Annotated in this window: 21 protein-coding genes; 15 read left to right on the forward strand and 6 right to left on the reverse strand. The window is 59.5% G+C overall.

Features of this window, described 5'->3' with window-relative positions:
- Positions 1-3 precede the first annotated feature (3 nt).
- From pqqC to AC6I8D_RS09285, 5 genes are all read left to right on the forward strand, one after another.
- Positions 4-759: a pyrroloquinoline-quinone synthase PqqC gene (gene pqqC, locus AC6I8D_RS09265; protein WP_031377893.1), complete on the forward strand. Its 756-nt coding sequence runs from the start codon at positions 4-6 to the stop codon at positions 757-759.
- Positions 760-762: 3 nt separating this feature from the next.
- Complete coding sequence (pqqD, locus tag AC6I8D_RS09270) at positions 763-1041, forward strand: pyrroloquinoline quinone biosynthesis peptide chaperone PqqD (protein WP_312056139.1); 279 nt, start codon at positions 763-765, stop codon at positions 1039-1041.
- Positions 1028-2170 (forward strand): pyrroloquinoline quinone biosynthesis protein PqqE, encoded by a 1143-nt coding sequence (pqqE, locus tag AC6I8D_RS09275; RefSeq protein WP_497820020.1) that lies wholly within the window; start codon positions 1028-1030, stop codon positions 2168-2170. Before pqqD ends, pqqE begins: the two co-directional genes overlap by 14 nt.
- A 2-nt stretch (positions 2171-2172) precedes the next feature.
- Positions 2173-4554, forward strand: a complete 2382-nt coding sequence (pqqF, locus tag AC6I8D_RS09280; RefSeq protein ID WP_497820021.1) for a pyrroloquinoline quinone biosynthesis protein PqqF — start codon at positions 2173-2175, stop codon at positions 4552-4554.
- A 118-nt stretch (positions 4555-4672) separates the two neighbouring features.
- Complete coding sequence (locus tag AC6I8D_RS09285) at positions 4673-5257, forward strand: YceI family protein (protein ID WP_069728278.1); 585 nt, start codon at positions 4673-4675, stop codon at positions 5255-5257.
- 44 nt (positions 5258-5301) lie between these two features.
- On the opposite strand, the gene dld is transcribed toward AC6I8D_RS09285, so the two are convergent.
- Positions 5302-6999: a D-lactate dehydrogenase gene (gene dld / locus AC6I8D_RS09290; protein WP_497820022.1), complete on the reverse strand. Its 1698-nt coding sequence runs from the start codon at positions 6997-6999 to the stop codon at positions 5302-5304.
- A gap of 458 nt (positions 7000-7457) precedes the next feature.
- Between dld and AC6I8D_RS09295 the strand changes: the two genes are divergently transcribed.
- From AC6I8D_RS09295 to AC6I8D_RS09330, 8 genes are all read left to right on the forward strand, one after another.
- The gene (locus AC6I8D_RS09295; RefSeq protein WP_497820023.1) at positions 7458-8438 is read left to right on the forward strand and encodes a 6-phosphofructokinase; all 981 of its coding nucleotides are present in this window, start codon (positions 7458-7460) and stop codon (positions 8436-8438) included.
- 10 nt (positions 8439-8448) lie between these two features.
- A complete protein-coding gene (locus AC6I8D_RS09300; RefSeq protein ID WP_031377537.1) occupies positions 8449-8763 on the forward strand; it encodes a PTS sugar transporter subunit IIB in 315 nt (104 codons plus the stop codon).
- Positions 8756-10123, forward strand: a complete 1368-nt coding sequence (locus AC6I8D_RS09305; protein WP_497820024.1) for a PTS sugar transporter subunit IIC — start codon at positions 8756-8758, stop codon at positions 10121-10123. Before AC6I8D_RS09300 ends, AC6I8D_RS09305 begins: the two co-directional genes overlap by 8 nt.
- On the forward strand, positions 10110-10952 hold the full coding sequence (locus AC6I8D_RS09310; RefSeq protein WP_312056132.1) for a class II fructose-bisphosphate aldolase: 843 nt from the start codon (positions 10110-10112) through the stop codon (positions 10950-10952). The genes AC6I8D_RS09305 and AC6I8D_RS09310 overlap by 14 nt, the downstream gene beginning before the upstream one ends.
- Before the next feature lie 110 nt (positions 10953-11062).
- Positions 11063-11332 (forward strand): hypothetical protein, encoded by a 270-nt coding sequence (locus AC6I8D_RS09315; protein WP_497820025.1) that lies wholly within the window; start codon positions 11063-11065, stop codon positions 11330-11332.
- A gap of 9 nt (positions 11333-11341) precedes the next feature.
- Positions 11342-11779 carry a PTS sugar transporter subunit IIA gene (locus tag AC6I8D_RS09320; RefSeq protein ID WP_312056130.1) on the forward strand — a complete coding sequence of 146 codons (438 nt, stop codon included), beginning with the start codon at positions 11342-11344 and terminating at the stop codon, positions 11777-11779.
- Positions 11776-12399, forward strand: coding sequence for a P-loop nucleotide/nucleoside kinase family protein (locus AC6I8D_RS09325; RefSeq protein ID WP_497820026.1), 624 nt, complete (start codon positions 11776-11778; stop codon positions 12397-12399). The genes AC6I8D_RS09320 and AC6I8D_RS09325 overlap by 4 nt, the downstream gene beginning before the upstream one ends.
- Positions 12368-12808, forward strand: coding sequence for a thiol-disulfide oxidoreductase DCC family protein (locus AC6I8D_RS09330; protein WP_312056128.1), 441 nt, complete (start codon positions 12368-12370; stop codon positions 12806-12808). Before AC6I8D_RS09325 ends, AC6I8D_RS09330 begins: the two co-directional genes overlap by 32 nt.
- Before the next feature lie 14 nt (positions 12809-12822).
- On the opposite strand, the gene AC6I8D_RS09335 is transcribed toward AC6I8D_RS09330, so the two are convergent.
- Positions 12823-13758 (reverse strand): quinone oxidoreductase family protein, encoded by a 936-nt coding sequence (locus tag AC6I8D_RS09335; protein ID WP_497820027.1) that lies wholly within the window; start codon positions 13756-13758, stop codon positions 12823-12825.
- Positions 13759-13830: 72 nt separating this feature from the next.
- Here AC6I8D_RS09335 and AC6I8D_RS09340 point away from each other — a divergent pair, with 72 nt between their 5' ends.
- Positions 13831-14316 carry a MarR family winged helix-turn-helix transcriptional regulator gene (locus AC6I8D_RS09340; protein WP_312756906.1) on the forward strand — a complete coding sequence of 162 codons (486 nt, stop codon included), beginning with the start codon at positions 13831-13833 and terminating at the stop codon, positions 14314-14316.
- A 24-nt stretch (positions 14317-14340) separates the two neighbouring features.
- A complete protein-coding gene (psrA, locus tag AC6I8D_RS09345; RefSeq protein ID WP_497820028.1) occupies positions 14341-15240 on the forward strand; it encodes an L-proline-binding transcription factor PsrA in 900 nt (299 codons plus the stop codon).
- Here the strand turns inward: psrA and AC6I8D_RS09350 are convergent.
- The 4 genes from AC6I8D_RS09350 to AC6I8D_RS09365 all read right to left on the reverse strand — a co-directional run bounded on the left by AC6I8D_RS09350 (position 15215) and on the right by AC6I8D_RS09365 (position 18725).
- Positions 15215-16036, reverse strand: coding sequence for a molybdate ABC transporter substrate-binding protein (locus AC6I8D_RS09350; protein ID WP_497820029.1), 822 nt, complete (start codon positions 16034-16036; stop codon positions 15215-15217). The two genes, psrA and AC6I8D_RS09350, sit on opposite strands and share 26 nt — an antisense overlap.
- Positions 16037-16046: 10 nt before the next feature.
- The gene (locus AC6I8D_RS09355; protein ID WP_497820030.1) at positions 16047-17357 is read right to left on the reverse strand and encodes an MFS transporter; all 1311 of its coding nucleotides are present in this window, start codon (positions 17355-17357) and stop codon (positions 16047-16049) included.
- Positions 17358-17626: 269 nt separating this feature from the next.
- Positions 17627-18337: an ArsR/SmtB family transcription factor gene (locus AC6I8D_RS09360; RefSeq protein WP_497820031.1), complete on the reverse strand. Its 711-nt coding sequence runs from the start codon at positions 18335-18337 to the stop codon at positions 17627-17629.
- Positions 18315-18725 (reverse strand): amino acid-binding protein, encoded by a 411-nt coding sequence (locus tag AC6I8D_RS09365; RefSeq protein ID WP_497820032.1) that lies wholly within the window; start codon positions 18723-18725, stop codon positions 18315-18317. The genes AC6I8D_RS09360 and AC6I8D_RS09365 overlap by 23 nt, the downstream gene beginning before the upstream one ends.
- Position 18726: the final 1 nt, after the last annotated feature.

Genomic DNA, 18726 nt, shown 5'->3' on the forward strand with positions numbered 1-18726 from the left:
ATCATGCAGATCACTGACACGCTGTCGCCGCAGGCTTTTGAACAGGCCCTGCGCGACAAAGGCGCTTACTACCATATTCATCATCCGTATCACATCGCGATGCATAACGGTCAGGCAACGCGCGAGCAGATTCAGGGATGGGTGGCGAATCGCTTTTACTACCAGACCACCATTCCGCTGAAAGATGCTGCCATCATGGCTAACTGTCCCGATCCGGCGACCCGGCGTAAATGGGTGCAGCGTATCCTCGATCACGACGGCAGCAATGGCGCTGAAGGCGGAATTGAAGCCTGGCTGCAGCTGGGCGAAGCGGTCGGGCTAACGCGTGAAGAACTGATCTCCGAGCGGCACGTGCTGCCAGGCGTGCGCTTTGCGGTTGACGCCTACGTCAACTTTGCCCGTCGCGCCAACTGGCAGGAAGCGGCCTGCAGCTCGCTGACCGAGCTGTTTGCACCGCAGATCCATCAGTCGCGCCTCGACAGCTGGCCGCAGCACTATCCGTGGATCAAAGAAGAGGGCTATTTCTACTTCCGCAGCCGCCTGAGCCAGGCGAACCGCGATGTGGAACATGGCCTGGCGCTGGCGCTGGAATTCTGCACCACCGCTGAAAAGCAGAACCGGATGCTGGAAATTTTGCAGTTTAAGCTCGATATTTTGTGGAGCATGCTCGACGCGATGACCATGGCCTATGAGCTTAAGCGTCCGCCTTACCACACCGTCACCGACAAGGCGGCGTGGCACACCACCCGACTGGTATAACACATGAACGAAAAATCTATTGCCGCGTTCCGTCGCGGCTACCGCATGCAGTGGGAAGCCGCGCAGGATAGCCACGTAGTGCTCTATCCGGAAGGGATGGCGAAGCTCAATGAAACCGCCGCGGCCATCCTTGAGCTGGTGGACGGCAAACAGGATATCGCCGCGATTATTGCCACCCTCGACAGCCGCTTTCCGGAAGCCGGCGGCGTCGGCGACGATGTGAAAGAGTTCCTGCAATCAGCCTATGAACAGAAGTGGATACAGTTCCGTGACCCCGAGTAAACCTGGCGTAAATCCGCCGCTCTGGCTGCTGGCGGAGCTGACCTATCGCTGCCCGCTGCAGTGCCCGTACTGCTCGAATCCGCTCGATTTCGCCCAGCAGGAGAAAGAGCTGACCACTGAGCAGTGGATCGAGGTGTTTCGTCAGGCGCGCGCCATGGGCAGCGTACAGCTCGGTTTTTCCGGCGGTGAGCCGCTGGTGCGTAAGGATCTGCCTGAGCTGATCAAAGCGGCGCGTGACCTCGGCTTCTACACCAATCTGATCACCTCTGGCATTGGCCTGACCGGGAAAAAGCTGGATGCGTTCAGCGAAGCCGGGCTGGATCATATTCAGATCAGTTTTCAGGCCAGTGATGAAACCCTGAACGCCGCGCTGGCCGGTTCGAAAAAAGCCTTCCAGCAGAAGCTGGAGATGGCGAAGGCGGTTAAGGCGCACGGCTATCCGATGGTGCTGAACTTTGTGCTGCACCGCCATAACATCGACCAGATCGATAAAATTATCGATCTCTGCATCGAGCTGGAAGCGGATGATGTAGAACTGGCGACCTGCCAGTTTTATGGCTGGGCGCAGCTCAACCGTGAAGGGCTGCTGCCGACCCGCGAACAGATCGCCCGCGCCGAAGCGGTGGTCAGCCGTTACCGTGAGCGGATGAGCGCCAGCGGCAACCTGACCAACCTGCTGTTTGTCACGCCTGACTATTATGAAGAGCGGCCGAAAGGCTGTATGGGCGGCTGGGGCGCGATTTTCCTCAGCGTTACACCGGAAGGCACCGCGCTGCCGTGCCACAGTGCGCGCCAGCTGCCGGTGGAGTTTCCGTCGGTGCTGGATCAGCGGCTGGATGACATCTGGTATCACTCGTTTGGTTTTAACCGTTATCGCGGTTACGACTGGATGCCGGAGCCGTGCCGCTCCTGCGATGAGAAAGAGAAGGACTTTGGCGGCTGTCGCTGTCAGGCTTACATGCTGACCGGCAATGCCGACAACGCCGATCCGGTCTGCAGTAAATCGCCGCACCACGACAAAATCCTCGCCGCACGCCGCGAAGCCGATTGCAGCGATATCAAAATTGGACAGCTGCAGTTCCGCAATCGCAGCAATTCTCAGCTGATCTACAAGACCCGGAACCTGTAACCGTGCGCCGCCTGGAGATTAACGGCCTGCGGGTGGAACTGGTGCATCAGCCTGATGCGCGCCAGGCCGCAGCGTTAATTCAGGTCGGCGCCGGCAGCCATGATGAGCCGGACCGCTGGCCGGGCCTGGCGCACCTGCTGGAGCATCTGCTGTTCACCGGCAGCGCTGGCTGGCCGGACGACGGGCGGCTGATGAGCTGGATCGCCGCGCAGGGCGGTCGGGTCAACGCCACCACGCTGGCCCGGCGCAGCGCCTGGTTTTTTGAGGTTGCGCCGCCGCAGCTGGCTGACGGACTGGCGCGCCTGCAGGATATGCTGTGCCATCCGCTGCTCGATCATCAGGCAATCCGTCAGGAAATCGCGGTGATTGAGGCTGAATATCAGCTGATCCAGCAGCATCAACCTTCGCGTACCGAAGCCGCGCTGCTGCATGCCGCCAGCTCACCACCGGCGTTTCAGCGCTTTCAGATTGGCAGTCGCGCCAGCTTTGGCGAAGAGATGACCGCGCTGCAACAGGCGCTGCGTCAGTTCCATCAGCGCCATTTTTATGCCGCTAACATGCAGCTCTGGCTACAGGGACCGCAGTCGCTGGATCAGCTGGAGCAGCTGGCGCGCACCTTTGCCGCCGCGCTGCCGGACGGGCAGTGGCAGCAGGAGACGCCGCGGCCCACGCTGCCGGTCAGCGACGGGTTGCGCCTTGCCAACAGCACACCGGCCGCGCTGTGGCGCAGCTGGCTGCTGGACAGCAGTGACGGTGTCACGTTATGGCGTGAGTTTCTGCTGGATGAAGCGCCGGGTTCGCTGCTGGCTGCACTGCGTCAGCAGCAGCTGGCCGATCGGCTAAGCCTGAAGTGGCTCTACCGGGCGGATAACGCGGTGTGGCTGGCGCTGGGCATTGAAACCGAGCGGCCTGAAGCGGTTAACGCACTGCTCGATCGCTGGTTATCCGCCCTCCGGCAGACCGATCGGCCGCAGCATCAGCACTATCTTCAGCTGGCGCAACAGCGCTTTGCGGCACTGACGCCGCTCGATCAGCTACGCGAGCGCGCCTTTGGCTTCGCCCCGCAAACCGGGATCGGTGCGTTTGCGTCATGGCTGGCCACGCTGGCGGATGCGCCTGGCACCACGCTGGTGTGCAGCCCGCAGGCGGCTGAGGAAAATTGCCACAGCCAGGGCTTCAGCCTGGCGCTGCACCCGTGGCAGCCTGCGCTGCCCGTCGCCGACAGTGCGGCAGCGTTCGCTTTCTATCCGCTGGCGGCAGCGCTGACCCATCAGCCGCTGCCGTCACAGGCGGTGCCGTTACCGCATTATTCTGCTGTGGAACCTGTCGCCGAACCCGAACTTATCGGCCACGGCGAGGCTGACAGTCCGACCGCTGAGCCGGGTGCCGACGCCGATCCGGCTGGCGATAATACCGCTACGCTGCTGCTGCGGCCGGAGTTCTTTTCAACCTTCAGCGCGGCGATGGGGCACGCCTATGGTCGCCGGCTGCGCCCGTTATTTGCCGCCTTGCGTCACTCAGGTGGCCAGGGCGAATGGCAGGAGGTGGAGGGCGTGTGGCAACTGACGCTGCAACTCCCCCGCGATCTGGCGGTGGCGGACTGGGCGCTGCATCAGCTGGTGCTGGCGCTGACGCCGCCGGTCGACGACGAACTGCTGCCGCCGCCCGACACTATCGCCATCCGCGCGCTGCTGCAGCAGTTGCCCTATCAGCTGGCATCAACCTTTGCGCCAGGCTGCTGGCGGGCGTTGCTGACCGGCGGCAGCACGGCGCTGCAGACGCTGATTGCCCGCCGTCTGAGCGCGCTGCCGCTGCCGGTTAACCCGGCGGCGTCGCCGATGCGCACCAGCGCGCCGAGCGGCATGATTGCGCTGCCGCACGCCAGCCGCGATAACGCCTTGCTGCTGTTTATCCCGCTGCACCAGCCGTCACGCGCGTCGACTCAGCAGGCGCAACAGCTGGCTGCGCTGCGGGCGCTGGCGCTGCTGTATGAGCCGCGTTTCTTCCAGCGTTACCGGGTCGAACAGCAGATAGGGTACGTGGTCAGCAGCCGCTACCTGCGCTGTGCCGATCAGGATGGCGTGCTGTTCGCGCTGCAGTCGCCCGATTACAGCGCGCTGTCGCTGCTGCGCTACTGCCGTAATTTTCTGCGTTCGCTGAATGAGGCGCTGGCGAGCTGCGATCTGGCGGCGCTGAAGGCCAGTCTGCATCGCGAACGGCTTGATACACCGCTGGCCCGCTTACGTCAGCTGAATGGCCTGGCCGATGCGGATGCGGCGGCGATTGACGCGCTGGACGTTGTCAGACTGCAGCAGCTGCACCACGATTTGATTCAGGCGCGGCGTCGCTGGCGGGTATTATTTACCCCCGGTAGCGCAAGCTAAGCGGCAGCCGCAAAGTTGCTGAATTTATTTGAAAATTACCGACAAATCTCTTCACTGTTTATTCCGGCCGAGTTGCACCACACTCAGTTTACTTTTTGAGTTGTACAAGGAATTTATCGTGAAGAACCTCAAGCGTATTGCGCTGCCCCTGTTAGCCGTTGCCAGCCTGTATGTTCCTGTCTCTCAGGCAGAAGCGATGCACTACCAGCTCAATCCAGAGCACACCTCGGTGGTGGTCAGCTGGAATCATTTCGGTTTCTCACACCCGACCGCCGATATCCCGGATGCCAGCGGGACGCTGGTGTTCGATAAAGATCATCCTGAGCAGTCACGTGTTGATGTGACGCTGCCGGTCAGCAAAATCGACAGCCACGTTGCGGCACTGACCAAAGAATTTAACGGTGCAGACTATTTCGACACCGCGAAATACCCGACCGCTACCTTCCACAGCACCAAAGTGGTGGCGAAGGGCGATAACCGTTTTGACGTTGAAGGTAACCTGACGCTAAAAGGCATCACCAAACCGGTGACGCTGCACGCCACGCTGAACAAGCAGGGTGAGCATCCGATGGTGAAGAAGCAGGCGATTGGTTTTGATGCCACCGGCACCATCAAGCGCTCCGACTTTAAGCTGGATAAATATGTTCCGGCGGTAGGTGATGAGGTTGCGCTGACCCTGTCGACTGAAGCCTACGCTAAATAGCGGCGGGCCACGCAATAAGGGCCGCCGCCCTTATTGCGTATCGCTTACTGCGCCCAGAATTTCTTCTTGCTGGTTTTACCGATCCCCGGATTAAAACTGTTGGTCGGGTCCAGCGTCCGCCAGTGCGCTGCGTGTTCGTCTGACGCGCAATAGAGATGGCCGACATTGTGTTCCGCCGGATACTTCGCCCCGCGCTGCTCCAGCACCGCAATCACCGCCTGCTTAAACGCCTTCGCATCCACGCCCGGTTTCAGCACATAATCCTGATGATTGACGTAGCAGAAAAAATGGCCGCAGCAGGAGTCGACCTGCACCTGTTCCGCCAGCTCGGGCGGCAGTTCAATGCGCCATGATTGATCGTTACGCCGTAACGCCACGTCAAATGCCACCAGCCGCCGATCGGGGTCATAGCCGAGATAATCACAGTAAGAGATGGTGCAGCCGCCCACGCCGAAGCGCACCAGAAACGCATCGCGCGCTTCCTGCTGGTTACACAGGAAAAAATCGCCCTGACCCTGACTGAAGAAGCGGGTCAGCAGGCCCTCCAGCTCTGCGGTCTGCTGTGCCTCCACTTTGATCATCAGATGATGCTCAAACCGATCGCGGTAGGCCATAATGCGCGGCGCCACTCCGCGCGGGGTGATCTGATTAAACAACTGCAGCAGTCGATCAACACTGTTACGCGGTAAAAACGGCAGATGGCTGACCCGCACATCCCAGCGGGCTTTCTTCGCCATCAGTCCGGGCAGCGCCTGCGGACCGAGTTTGCCAATCGCCAGCATCATATGTTTGCTGTAGCGCACCGTGAGATCAAAGGCGTTGCGATGGATATATTCAGCCTGAATCGGCAGCGCCTGCATTTCTGCCAGCAGCACCCGCCGCAGCGCCACCAGCTGCTGCTCATCGTCGCTGCCGATATAGAAGGTGCGGGTCTGCGGACTGGCTTCAAAGGTCGGCAGACGCACCGCAAACACCACCACTTTACCGGCGCTGCCCGCGCTTTCATGCAGATAACGCCGATCGCCATTAAAGCGCGACGGGCTGTCCGCCGCCGTGTCCCGCAGCTGGCTGGCGTAGTCGTCTGCCCAGATTTTCCCCGCCCAGTCGGGTCGGTCGCCGGTGGTGTAGTTCTGCTGCTCCAGCCGCTGCAACATCTCTTCCGGGCTCTCTCCCAGATCGATACCCAGATGATTCACCATCTCCAGTCGCCCATCGTCATGCAGACGGGCAAACAGCGACTTTTCGGTAAAGGCCGGCCCGCGCCGGATCAGCGATCCGCCGGAGTTATTACAGATACCGCCAATCACCGATGCGCCGATACAGGAGGAGCCGATCACCGAATGGGGTTCCCGGCCCAGCGGGGCGAGAATGTTCTCCAGCTCGGTCAGGGTGGCACCCGGAAAGGCGATCACCTGACGCGCCTGATCGATCACCTGTACCCCTTTCAGCCGACGGGTACTGACAATCACCACCTCGCGATCGTAATCATTGCCATCCGGCGTCGAGCCGCCGGTCACCCCGGTATTGGCCGCCTGCATCAGCACGATGGCGTTGCTGGCGCAGCAGATTTGCAGGACCTGCCACAGCTGCAGCAGCGTCTGCGGCAGCACCACGGCCAGCGCTTCCCCCCGACCGACCCGAAATCCTTTGGTGTACCAGGCTTTATCATCCCGATCGGTGAGCAGATTTTTCACACCGACCCGTTCGCCAAGCTGGCGGAGCATGAGCTGAGAGGAGGTCATTTGATCTCAATATTTTGGTTAACAACAGAGAGTCATTGGACAGCCCGCGCCATTCCACTGTCAATCATTGATCGCCAGCGAAATAACAAAAATTGCGATTATTGCGGCGTTTTTAATCAGCTTTCTGCATCCGAAGCCCGACGAAAATAGTCGCCGAACCGCAAAAAATGAGGTGAAAATCACAAATTTGTCACGACGATTCGCCCGCCAATCGGCCGGTCAGCCTCTGGCAACAATATTCCCTGAATACGTTAGCTAACTCGCTGATATATCAGGATTCACACCACGCCGATCGGCGCTGACTATTGTGATGGTGCTCACAAATATTCCTGGTAATAATCCGCTGTCAATCATCTCATCCGCAAAATACCGCTCATAACTGTGATCTCCGTTGCAAATAACAACGCCTTATCCCGGAACAATGAAACCCGACACCAATTAAGCCAGCGGGGTGAATAATGCGAATCGGAATAGTGATCAGCGGTGGCGATGTCAGCGGCATTAATAACTTTGTTTTTCAGATCGGCCGACTCACTCAGGCAGAGATCGTGATATTTGATGGCGGCATACCCGGTTTATTAAGTCATTGCCACCGGGATATTAGTCAGCGTGATCTGCTGGACTTTTCTATCGCCCCGATCCCGGTGATGCAATCGGGACGGACGCAAAAAAAATTGCTGCGCAGTGAATATGAAATGATTGCCCGCCAGCTAAAGAGCGCACGGATTGAAGTATTAATTATGGCGGGCGGTGACGGGTCGCTGCAATTTCTGCATACCCTGTCGGAATCTGGCGTCAATTGTTTTGGCGTCGGCATGACGATTGATAACGATGTATTTGGCAGTGATTATACCCTCGGTTTTTCCACCGCCTGCGAGCAGGTATTAAAAGAGGTGGCAAAGCTGCGCAATACCGGTCGGGCATTACCCGGACGGGTATTTATGCTGGAATTACTCGGCGGCTATTGCGGCGAGTTAACCCTGCAGTCGGCGTTAAAATCCAATGCCGATTTTGCGCTAATCCCGGAGTGCCAGATCCCGCTGCCGCAGCTGGCTCAACGCATCACCCAGCGGCTGGCGCAGCAGAACAGCGTGGTGATCCTCTGCTCAGAGGGCTACACCCGTGAATATTCGCCCGGTTTTCAGGGGGCGATCGATACCTTAATCAAACAGCTTGAACCGTTAATTGGCGTTCGCATCCGCAAAACCATTCTCGGTTACGGGCTGCGTAATGGTGAACCGACCTGTGAGGAAATTTATCAGGGCACCATTATGGCCAGTGAAGTGGTGCGTTGTATTCAGTCAGGAATGCGCAATAAAGCGGTGATTATTAATGGCAGTAATAAACCGATTCCGATTGATTTAATAAGCATGCAAAAACGCCTGGTCGATATCGACGGGCATCATTACAAGCTCGCTAAACAACTGCAAATTCTGTGAGGAGAAAACCATGCTGAAAATTTTATGTGTCTGTGGCTGCGGATTAGGATCCAGTTTTGCGATTGAGATGAGCGCAAAAGCAGTTTTAAAAAAACTGGAAATTGACGCGGATATTGACCACACCACCATTTCTGAAGCCAACGCGTTTAAATCAGACATGATCCTGACGCAAAAAGCGTTTGCCGATGTATTAAATGCCGATGCCAGTCCGGAACAGATTAAACGGGTGATTATTCTGAATAAGCTCACCGATAAAGCGGAAATCGAGCAAAAGATCGTCGCCTTTTTAAAAGAACGCAACATGAAGGTCGCTGCCCATGAATAGTGTGATCGACTTCCTGGTAAAAGACTTATTAGGGCAGGCCTCGATTCTGATCGCCTTTATTGCCCTGATTGGTCTGCTGCTGCAAAAAAAATCGGCCGGCAAGGTGGTGGAGGGCACCTTCAAAACCCTGCTGGGCTTTTTAATTATGATGGCCGGTATCAATATTATTGTCGGCACGCTGACCTTCCTTAACACCATTTTTACCCACGGCTTCGGGATGCAGGGCTACATCACCGATGTGGCGGCGATTGCCGGGCTGGCCAACCGTGAACTGGGATCGGAGGTGGCGCTGACCCTGCTGGTGATTTTTATCGTCAACATCATCATCGCCCGCCTGACGCCGTTTAAGTATATCTTCCTCACCGGCCAGGCGCTGCTGTGGATGGCAACGATTGGTGCGGTAATTGGCTGCAAGGCGGGACTGAGCGGTCTGCCGCTGATCCTGACCGGCGGCATTTTCGGCGGGATTATGGCGGTGGTGATGCCTGCACTGGCGCAGCCGGTGGTGCGGCGGATTACCGACTCTGATGATGTCGCGCTGGGCCACTTCTGCACCATCGGCTATCTGGTGACGGCAGCGGTGGCGAAGGTGGTCGGTAAAGGATCGCGCTCAACCGAAGACCTGAAGCTGCCGGATAACTTCAAGTTCCTGCAGGACACCTATCTGTCGATGGCGCTGGTGATGGTGCCGATGTACCTGATCCCGGCGCTGGCGGCTGGCCCGGCGTTTATTGCCCAGTACAGCAACGGCATGAACTATCTGATGTACGCCTTTATGCAGGCGATTCAGTTCGTCGCCGGGGTGTTCGTGCTCTACAGCGGGGTGCGTCTGCTGCTTAACGAACTGGTGCCAGCCTTCCGTGGCATTGCGATGCGGGTGGTGCCGGACGCTAAACCGGCGCTCGACTGCCCGGTGATGTTTCCCTACGCGCCGAACGCGGTGATTGTCGGCTTCCTCGCCACCACGCTCGGCTCCATCGTCGGCATGCTGGTCTTCCCGATGTTTGGCCTGGCGATGATCCTGCCTGGTCTGTTGACCAACTTCTTCGCCGGCGGCACCGCCGGGGTGTTTGGTAACGCCATCGGCGGACGGCGCGGGGCGGTGATTGGTGGCTTCGTCCACGGCCTGTTTATCACGCTGCTGCCGGCAATTCTGGTTCCGATGCTGGAGAGCTACGGCTTCACCGGCGTGACCTTCAGCGATTCCGACGTGATCAGCACCGGGCTGGTGCTCGGCCACGCCTTCCAGAACAACTGGCTGTTTGTCGCCCTGTTTATCGCTTTCGTTACTGCACTCGCCTGGTTTGTTAACGGGAAATCCACTCAGCCACAAGAGGAAAAAATCCATGAAACTTTATAACTTCGCCGATCTGTTACAGCTGGCTAAGCAACGCGATTTTAAAGCGGTCGGCTCGTTTAACCTGCACTGCCTGGAGATGCTGCCGGCCTATTTTAAAGCGGCGGAAAAAACCAACAGCCCGTTAATGATTCAGATCTCCACCGGTACGGCGAAATACCTGGGTCATAAACTGCTGGTCGATGCGATTAAATCATTGTCAGAAAGCACCGGCGTCCCGACCTGTCTGCACCTTGATCACTGTTCCGACCTGGCGGCGATTCAGACCGCCATCGACGCCGGTTTTAGCTCGGTGATGTATGACGGATCGCATCTGCCGATTGAGGAGAATATCGCCAACACCCGTCGGGTCATCGACATGGCGCGGCCGCACAACGTCTCGGTAGAGGCGGAGCTTGGGGCGATTGGCGGTTCAGAAGATGGTAAATGCGTCGAAATGGAGGCAATTGCCTTCACCCCGGTAGAGGATGCCAGACGCTTCGTGGAGGAGACCGGCGTCGATATGCTGGCGATTTCGATCGGCACGGTGCATGGCCTGTATACCGGTAAAGCGCATATTCAGCATCAGCGGCTGGCGGACATAACCGCCGCCACCCACACGCCGCTGGTGCTGCACGGCGGGACCGGCGTCAGTGACGAAGATATGCGTTTAGCGGTGCGCAGCGGCATTGAAAAGGTCAACGTCGGCACGGAAATGAATGTGCAGTGGGTCGCACAATGCAAAACCAGCTTTGAAAAAGGCAAGGTCAACGACAGCGTGCGTAATTTCCTGCTGCCGGCCAATGATGCGGTGACCAGCGTGCTGGTTGAGAAGATGCAGTTGTTCCGTTAATCGCCCGGTCTGAGGATGCGGCCGACCTGAATCAGCGGTCAGTCGATCATTTCATTCTTTATTACGCCTTAACCTGAGGTGCCCCGGCGCCGGTCGGGGCAGGAGACGCTATGTTTGGATTCTTAAAAAAGTCGCCGCCAGCTGAACAACCGGATACGGAACAGCAGGACCAGCAGGCGCAAGCCAGCCGCGAGAAAATGATCGAACTGGAAAATAAGCTGGCTGCCAATCCGCGTGATGGCGAGACGCAGAAGCAATTAATGCTGGAATATAACCGGGCATTAAGCTTATTTGCCAAAAGCCGTCGCTACCGAAATGAAATTGATGCGCTGTTTGTCAAAATCGATGAATTACGCAATCTGGTTCGCCAGTCGATTTAAGGAGAGTGGATGAGCATTAAGCAGCTATTGCAACAGGCTAACGCGATTCAGGTCGGCATTGACGCCACGGACTGGCGTCAGGTGATCGCCCTGGCCGCTGAACCGCTGGTGAGTGGGGGCTACCTCGACGCGCGCTATCCGGCAGAGGTGATCGCCAATACGCTGACCCACGGCGCCTATTACGTGTTTGATGAGGGCATCGCCATGCCGCATGCCCGACCGGAAGCCGGCGTGATCCGCGACTGCTTCAGCCTGATCGTGCTGGCGCAGCCGATCTCATTTGCCGGCAGCGAAAAAGCGGACATCGTGATTATGTTCGGCGCGCGCGACAGTAATGCGCATATCGAAGAGGGCATTCGCGCCATTGTCTCGCTGCTGGAAGATGAACAGACGCTGGTCAGATTACGCCAGGCCCGCAGCGCCGCGGAGGTGATTGATATCTTATGACGACAACAACCCCGTTAAAATGCGTGGTGCTGGTGAACGGAATTCCGGCCTCGGGAAAAAGCACCCTGACTCGTGCGCTGTCGCAGCGCTTCGGCTGGCCGGTGCTGACGCTCGACAGCCTGAAGGAGCCCTTTATGGCCTGCTTTGCGCCGGTCGACCGGCAGCGTAACCGGCAGCTCGGCTGCGCCGCCTATCAGGCGATCTGGAACATTGTCGGTCAGGCACCGGCCAGTCAGATCTGGCTGATTGACGCCTGGTTCGGCTTTCAGTCGCGCGCGGTGCTGGAACAGGGCCTGCAGCAGGCTGGCGTCGACACGGTGCTGGAGCTGTGGATGCAGATCGCCCCGGAGGCGGCGGTGGCGCGTTATCAGGCCCGGCTATCGCAGCGGCTGCCCGGCCATCCCGGCGCGGAGTATCTGCCTGAACTGCGTCAGCTGGCGCAACAGGCAGAGCCGATGGCGCTGGGGCCGGTGCTGCGGGTCAACGCCAGCGCGCAGGATGAACGGGCGGTGGCCGGCTGGTTACAGCAACAGCTGGAGAGAAACAGCTACACTTCACCTCAATGTCCGACGAGTGAGGAGTTGCAGCATGTCATCACCCCCTTATCTGCAAACCGGTGAAAGCGCCGTGCTGTATGACGGCGTCTGTAAACTGTGCAACGGCTGGGTCCGGTTCCTGCTGCGCCATCGGCTGGCGCGGCAGGTTCGTTTTGCAGCGGTTCAGAGCGAGCAGGGCAAGGCGCTGCTGCGCTGGGCCGGATTACCGCAGGAGAACGTCAGCACTATTGTCTATATCGCCGATAATCAGCACTGGCTGCGGGCACAGGCGGTATTCCGCGTGATGCAGCAGATGCCGGCACCGTGGCGCGGCCTCAGCGTGTTGCGCCATTTTCCGGATGCCATCAGTAATTTTGCCTACGATCGTATCGCCCTGAATCGCTACAAGCTGTTTGGCCGCTACGACAGTCAGCAGGCAATTACCCCCGATTATCCAGAGCGCTTTTTGCATCCGCTGGAGCCATCGCGCTGAAGCGGCCAGTGACATTACAGGGTAAACACCGTCCGGCAGCGGCTGTCATCTTCCTCCCACGCCTGCGCAACCTCGCTTAACGGTCGCGCGCGGAACGGCACCGAAAAGTGGTGAGGACCGGCGGCCTGCAGCATCTCCCCGATTGAGGCGATCAGCTCGCGGTCGGCGACGCTGCCCAGGCCGCTGCCCATCAGCGTCAGCCCGGAGGAACGCAGCAACTTGCTGTGCAGCGGGATCTCCTGACCGCTCAGCGACCCAATCTGCACAAAACGCACCACTTTATCACCGCCGCTGACGGCGGCCGTCATGATCGCCAGCGCGCTCTCTCCCCACAGATAATCCAGCACCACATCAACGCCTGCTGCCATCAGCGCTGGCAGCTCGGTCGGCAGCGCCGCCAGCGTCAGGGTGATATCGGCTCCTTCCTGTTGTAGCTGTTGCAGCGTCTCGCTGTTGCGGCCGGTGGCAATGATTTTTCCCGCGCCCAGGCTGCGGGCAATGCGGACTGCCAGCCGACCCGAGGTGCCGGTCGCGCCGTTAATCAGCACCGTTTCACCGGGCCGCAGCGCCGCCCGGCGGGTCAGTGCGGTCCAGGATGACATGCCCGGATTGGCGATAGCCGCAGCGACCACCGGATCAAGCGTCGGCGGCAGTGCAATCAGGCACTCGCTTCGCACCAGGGTGCGCTGCGCCATGCTGCCCCAGCCCGCGTCGAATGCCAGAAAATAGACCGCATCGCCGTTATCGAGGTAGCCGGTGCCATCAATGCCGGGAATCAACGGATAGCGTGCCGCGCCACTGTAATGGGTGCCCGCCGCCCGTGATTTTGCCAGCTGGCTGATGGCGGCGGCTTTCACCGTCACCCGCTGCTGGCCTGCTGCTGCCTGCGGTTCGGGAAAATCACCGTAGTGGGGTGTCGCGCCTGCCCGATCGATTATTGCTGCTTTCATGGAGTGTGGCCTTCTGTCTGCGGGATAATAAGTGTAGAGTACACACATTATTCCTGCCTCTGGATGGCGTCAATGAAAAAAGTGCAAAATACACATAACTCATCGTTCGATGCGCTGCACAACAGCTTACTCACCATTGTGGCGGCCTTTAACCGGCCACAGCGCGATCTGGCGATGATCAGGGGCGCGGGCATTGAGCTTGATCGCGCCCTGTTCCCGCTGCTGGTGCAGGTCGGCCGCTTCGGACCGATCGGGGTCGGGGAGCTCGCCGATCGGGTCGGACGTGATTACACCACCGTCAGCCGCCAGGTGGCGAAGCTGGAACAGACCGGCCTGGTGCAGCGACAAAAAAATGCCGCGGATAAGCGGATCAACGAGGCGGCAATTACCCCGGCCGGTAAAGCGATGACTGATAAAATCGATGCGCAACGGGCGCAGATCTACCAGCGGGTATTCGCTGACTGGCCGCAGAGAGACCGTGCCGCACTGGAACAGTTGCTGCAGCAATTTGTGAACGATTTTAGCGCGTTGCAGGGCGATGAGAGGGACGACGCATGATGCGGGTGACAGGAGGGCGCAACCGTGCCGGTTAATATCGATCTCAACGATCTTTATGCGTTTCGCGCGCTGGTGGAGTATGGCAATTTTCGTCTCGCGGCGGACTCTATCTGCCTGTCACAGTCGGCGCTGAGCCGCAGAATAGACAAGCTGGAAACGGCGCTGGGGATCCGTTTGTTTGAGCGCACCACCCGGCGGGTCACCCTGACGCTGAAAGGCCACGCCTTTGCCGAACGGTCAGACAAGCTGCTGGTGGATTTTGAAGAGGTGATGGCCGATCTGAGTGAGGTCAGCCTGGCGCGGACCGGGCTGATCACCGTCGCCTGCGTGCCCTCCGCCGCCTATTACTTTATGCCCAACATTATCCGGCTGTTTCAGACGCGCTATCCTCGGGTGCGGGTCAGGTTAATCGACAGCAGCGCCGCAAATGTCTATGACGCGGTGATTGGCGGTCAGGCCGATTTCGGCCTCAGCTTTTCCGGCCGGGCGCAGCCGGACGTCCATTTTCTGCCGTTAATCGACGATCCTTACGTGGCGGCCTGTCGGCATGAACATCCAGTCGCGGCAAAACAGAGCCTGAGCTGGCGGGAGTTTTACCAGCAGGAGTGGGTCGGGCTGGATAAGACCTCCGGCAACCGCAATCTGCTCGATCAGGTGCTGGAGCATATCGTGCCGGAGAAAGCCTGCATCTGTGAAACCCGGCATGTCACCACGATGCTCGGCATGGTTGAAGCGGGCCTCGGCATTGCTGCCGTGCCCGCTATGTCGATGCCGACCGCCGGCCACTCCGCGCTGACGGCGGTGCCGCTGACCGACCCGGCGGTGAAACGCACGGTGGGCCTGCTGCGGAAAACCGGCCGCACGCTGTCACACGTCGCCGGTGAGCTGGAAGCGCTGATTATTGAACAGTATCAGGCTGTCTGACTGGCTGGGTCGCATCAGCCGGTTGGGGCTGGCCGACCGGATGCAGCCCGGTTTCACGTACCACCTGTTGGACCTCGGACGAGGCGAGCCAGCGCAGCAGCTGGCGCGCTTCATCGGGCTGCGCTGACTGCCGTACCACCGCGCCGGCAAAGCGGGTGGTGTATTGCAGGCTGTCAGGCAACTCGCCAACAAAGGTTACACCGGGCACCGGCAACAGTTCACTGACCTGCTGGAACCCGATAGCATATTTGCCGGCCGCGACCTGTGAGGCGACCGGAATCCGCTCGACTTTAAACGCCCTGGCGTTGACCCGATCGGCGATCCCCAGCCGATTGAACAACTGGCTGCTGATGTACTGGCCGCTGGCGCTGTCGGAGTAGGCTATCGAGCGTGCACTGAGCAGGGTGGCGCGCAGAGCGCTTTCACTGTTGATGGCAACCGGCGTTGCGCCTTGTTTGATCACCGCCCCGATGCGTGAATCGGCCAGTTCAACCCGCGAACCCGGCAGCGTGCGCCCCTGTTGTTCCAGATTGCCCAGCGCATCGCCCACCATAATCAGCAGATCGGCGCGTTCGCCCCGCGCCAGCCGGGCCGGGATCGCCTGCGGCGTTTTGCCCATTGACGGACCGGCCACCGTATTGATGCGGATCCCTTCCCGCGCCGCATAGCGAGGAGATAACTGGTCCCACGCCGCTTTAAAGCCGCCCGAGATCATCACGGTCAGCTCCCGGGTCTGGGCGCTGGCACTGCCCGCCACGCTGATAAGCAGAGCGACCAACAGAGAATAGCGTTTCATATCAATCTCCTTAGCTCACGGCATTATTGGCGACAGGCAACGGATTGCCGGTCCGGCGGTAGAGGTAGAGCGTCGCCAGAAGGGCGCAGACGGCAGCAAAACTCATCCAGTAACCGGGCGAGGCTTTATCGCCGGTCAGTTCAATCAGTCCGGTCGACATCACCGGCGTGAAACCGCCGAACAGCGCGGTGGCCAGGCTGTAGGCCAGCGAGAAGCCGGCAACCCGCACTTCACCCGGCATAATTTCGGTCAGCGCCGGGATCATCGCGCCGTTATACAGGCCGTAAATCAGTGACAGCCACAGCAGGACCCCGAGCATCATCGAAAAGCTGGGGGCCGCCGCCAGCAGGCTCAGCGCCGGGTAGCTGGTGGTCAGCGCCAGCAGCGTCATGGCGATCAGCAGCGGCTTGCGGCCGAAGCGATCCGACAGTGCGCCGCCAATCGGCAGCCAGATGAAATTCGACACCGCCACCAGCAGGGTCACCAGCAGGCTGTCAGAGGCGCTGAGCATCAGCACTTTTTTGCCAAAGGTCGGGGCATAAACGGTGATCAGGTAGAAGGCGGTGGTGGTCATCGCCACCATCAGCATGCCGGCGATCACCACCTGCCAGTTAGCCAGCAAAATTTTAAATACCTGTCCCAGCGCGGGCGGGTGGCGTCGGGCGCTGAATTCCGCCGTCTCTTCCAGTTTGCGGCGCAGCACGAAGATAAACGGCACGATCATGCAGCCGAACAGGAACGGAATCCGCCAGCCCCATTCGCGGATAGCGCTCTCGGCCAGCAGCGCATTGAGGATAAAGCCCATCGCTGCAGCCACCATGATCGCCACCTGCTGGCTACCTGACTGCCAGCTGGTATAAAAACCTTTGCGGCCCGGCGTGGCGATTTCGGCCAGATAGACCGACACGCCGCCCAGTTCGGCACCCGCCGAAAAGCCCTGCAGCAAACGTCCGGTCAGCACCAGCAGCGGTGCCCACAGGCCAATGCTCTGATAGGAAGGGATCAGCACAATCATGAAGGTGCCTGCCGCCATGATCGACAGCGTTACAATCAGCCCCTTTCGGCGGCCCACTTTGTCAATATAAGCCCCGAGTACCACTGCGCCGATCGGCCGCATCAGGAAACCGGCACCGAACACCGCAAAGGTCATCATCAGCGAGGCAAACTCGCTGCTGGCCGGAAAGAAGGTATGGGCGATGTAGGTGGCATAAAATCCAAACAGAAAAAAATCAAACTGTTCGAGAAAATTGCCTGAGGTGACACGGAATATTGCGCCGATCCGGGCGCGGGTGGAAAGTGTTGTCGGTGAGGGGGTCTGCATCAGTGAGCTCCAGTCGGTGATTGACGCTTTTTGCCGCGCCTGTGACTGAAGAGTGGATCAGCGACCGGCGGTTAATAAGTGCAAAAAGGGCATCGATTGATGCGTGGCCTGCATGATTCGGCGAAGCTTGTGGGTTAAGTCGATTAATATCAGCGCGTTAGCGTAAAGATGCGGGCGGCGGCGTTGCGGCTAACCCGCGCCACGAGTTTGCGGAAATGTGACAGAATTCATAACTGTGTAACAGCGCCGCTGTGGCGCTGGCCGGCAGGTCAGGAGCGCGTCACGCCAAACGTCTGTTGCAGCCGCTGTAAACCGGCCGCGCTGAACTGCACTTCACGGTAGCCGGGGTTGCGCGTAAGCCAGCCCTGCTGTTCCAAGGCGCTCAGCAGCGCCGCACCGGCATAGCCGCCGAGGTGAAAGCGGCGTTCGCTCCAGTCCAGACAGCCGCAGCAGGCTTTGCGCCGTCCCGGCGGAGAGAGATCGATCTGTAACGCCGCAAACTGCTGCTGGCCGTAAAGCGTGACGGCGCTGCCGTCCGCCGTTATCCACGCCTGTTGCTGCATGGCGGCGTAAATCTGCACTGCAATTTCGCCCGCCAGGTGGTCGTAACAGGTGCGGGCAGTTCGCAGCGCTGCCGGCGTGCGACTGTCCGGAGCAGAAATCCGCCGCCACGACACGCCCATCATATTTTCAATCAGGGCGGCGATGTCACTGCCGGTCAGCCGGTAATAACGGTGGCGACCCTGCGCCAGGCAGACGATCAGCCCGCTGTTGATCAAACGGTTGAGGTGCGCGCTGGCGGTCGAAGGCGCAACGTCGGTGACGGCGCTGAGTTCCGTGGCGGTCCAGGCGCGGCCATCCATCAGTGCTGACAGCATCCTCACGCGCGAGGTGTCGGCCATGGCGGCAGCGACCGCGACAATCGCCGCCTCAAGGGCGACGCTGTCGTCGGGGCGTTCATTCAGTTGTGATTTTGCCATCTGCCGGGACTGCCCATGCGGTGGTCAGCCTCGCGGCTGAGTGATTGTCGTCGGTGATCAGGATCAGCTGGTTAGCGTGGTCACTGTACTGCACCAGAATATTAATGCCGGCGCTGGCCAGTCGCGCCGTTATCTCAGCCAGTTCACCGGGGCGCTGCTGGGGTAATTTGCGGATCAGCGGGGCGGTTACCGCCTGTACCGCGATCCCTTCCGCCGCCAGCACCGCCCGCGCCCGCTCGCCCTCCGCCACCAGAAAATGGGCGTGGCTCAGCGCGCCAGCCGGGAACAGGCCGCCGCCTTCCAGTCCAATGCCGTGCTGGCCCAGCAGGCCGGTGAGACGGGAAAGGGTACCGGGGCTATTTTGCAGGATCACATGAATATCGAACATC

The organism is Pantoea sp. X-Soil-MYKO-1785 (genome assembly GCF_059730675.1).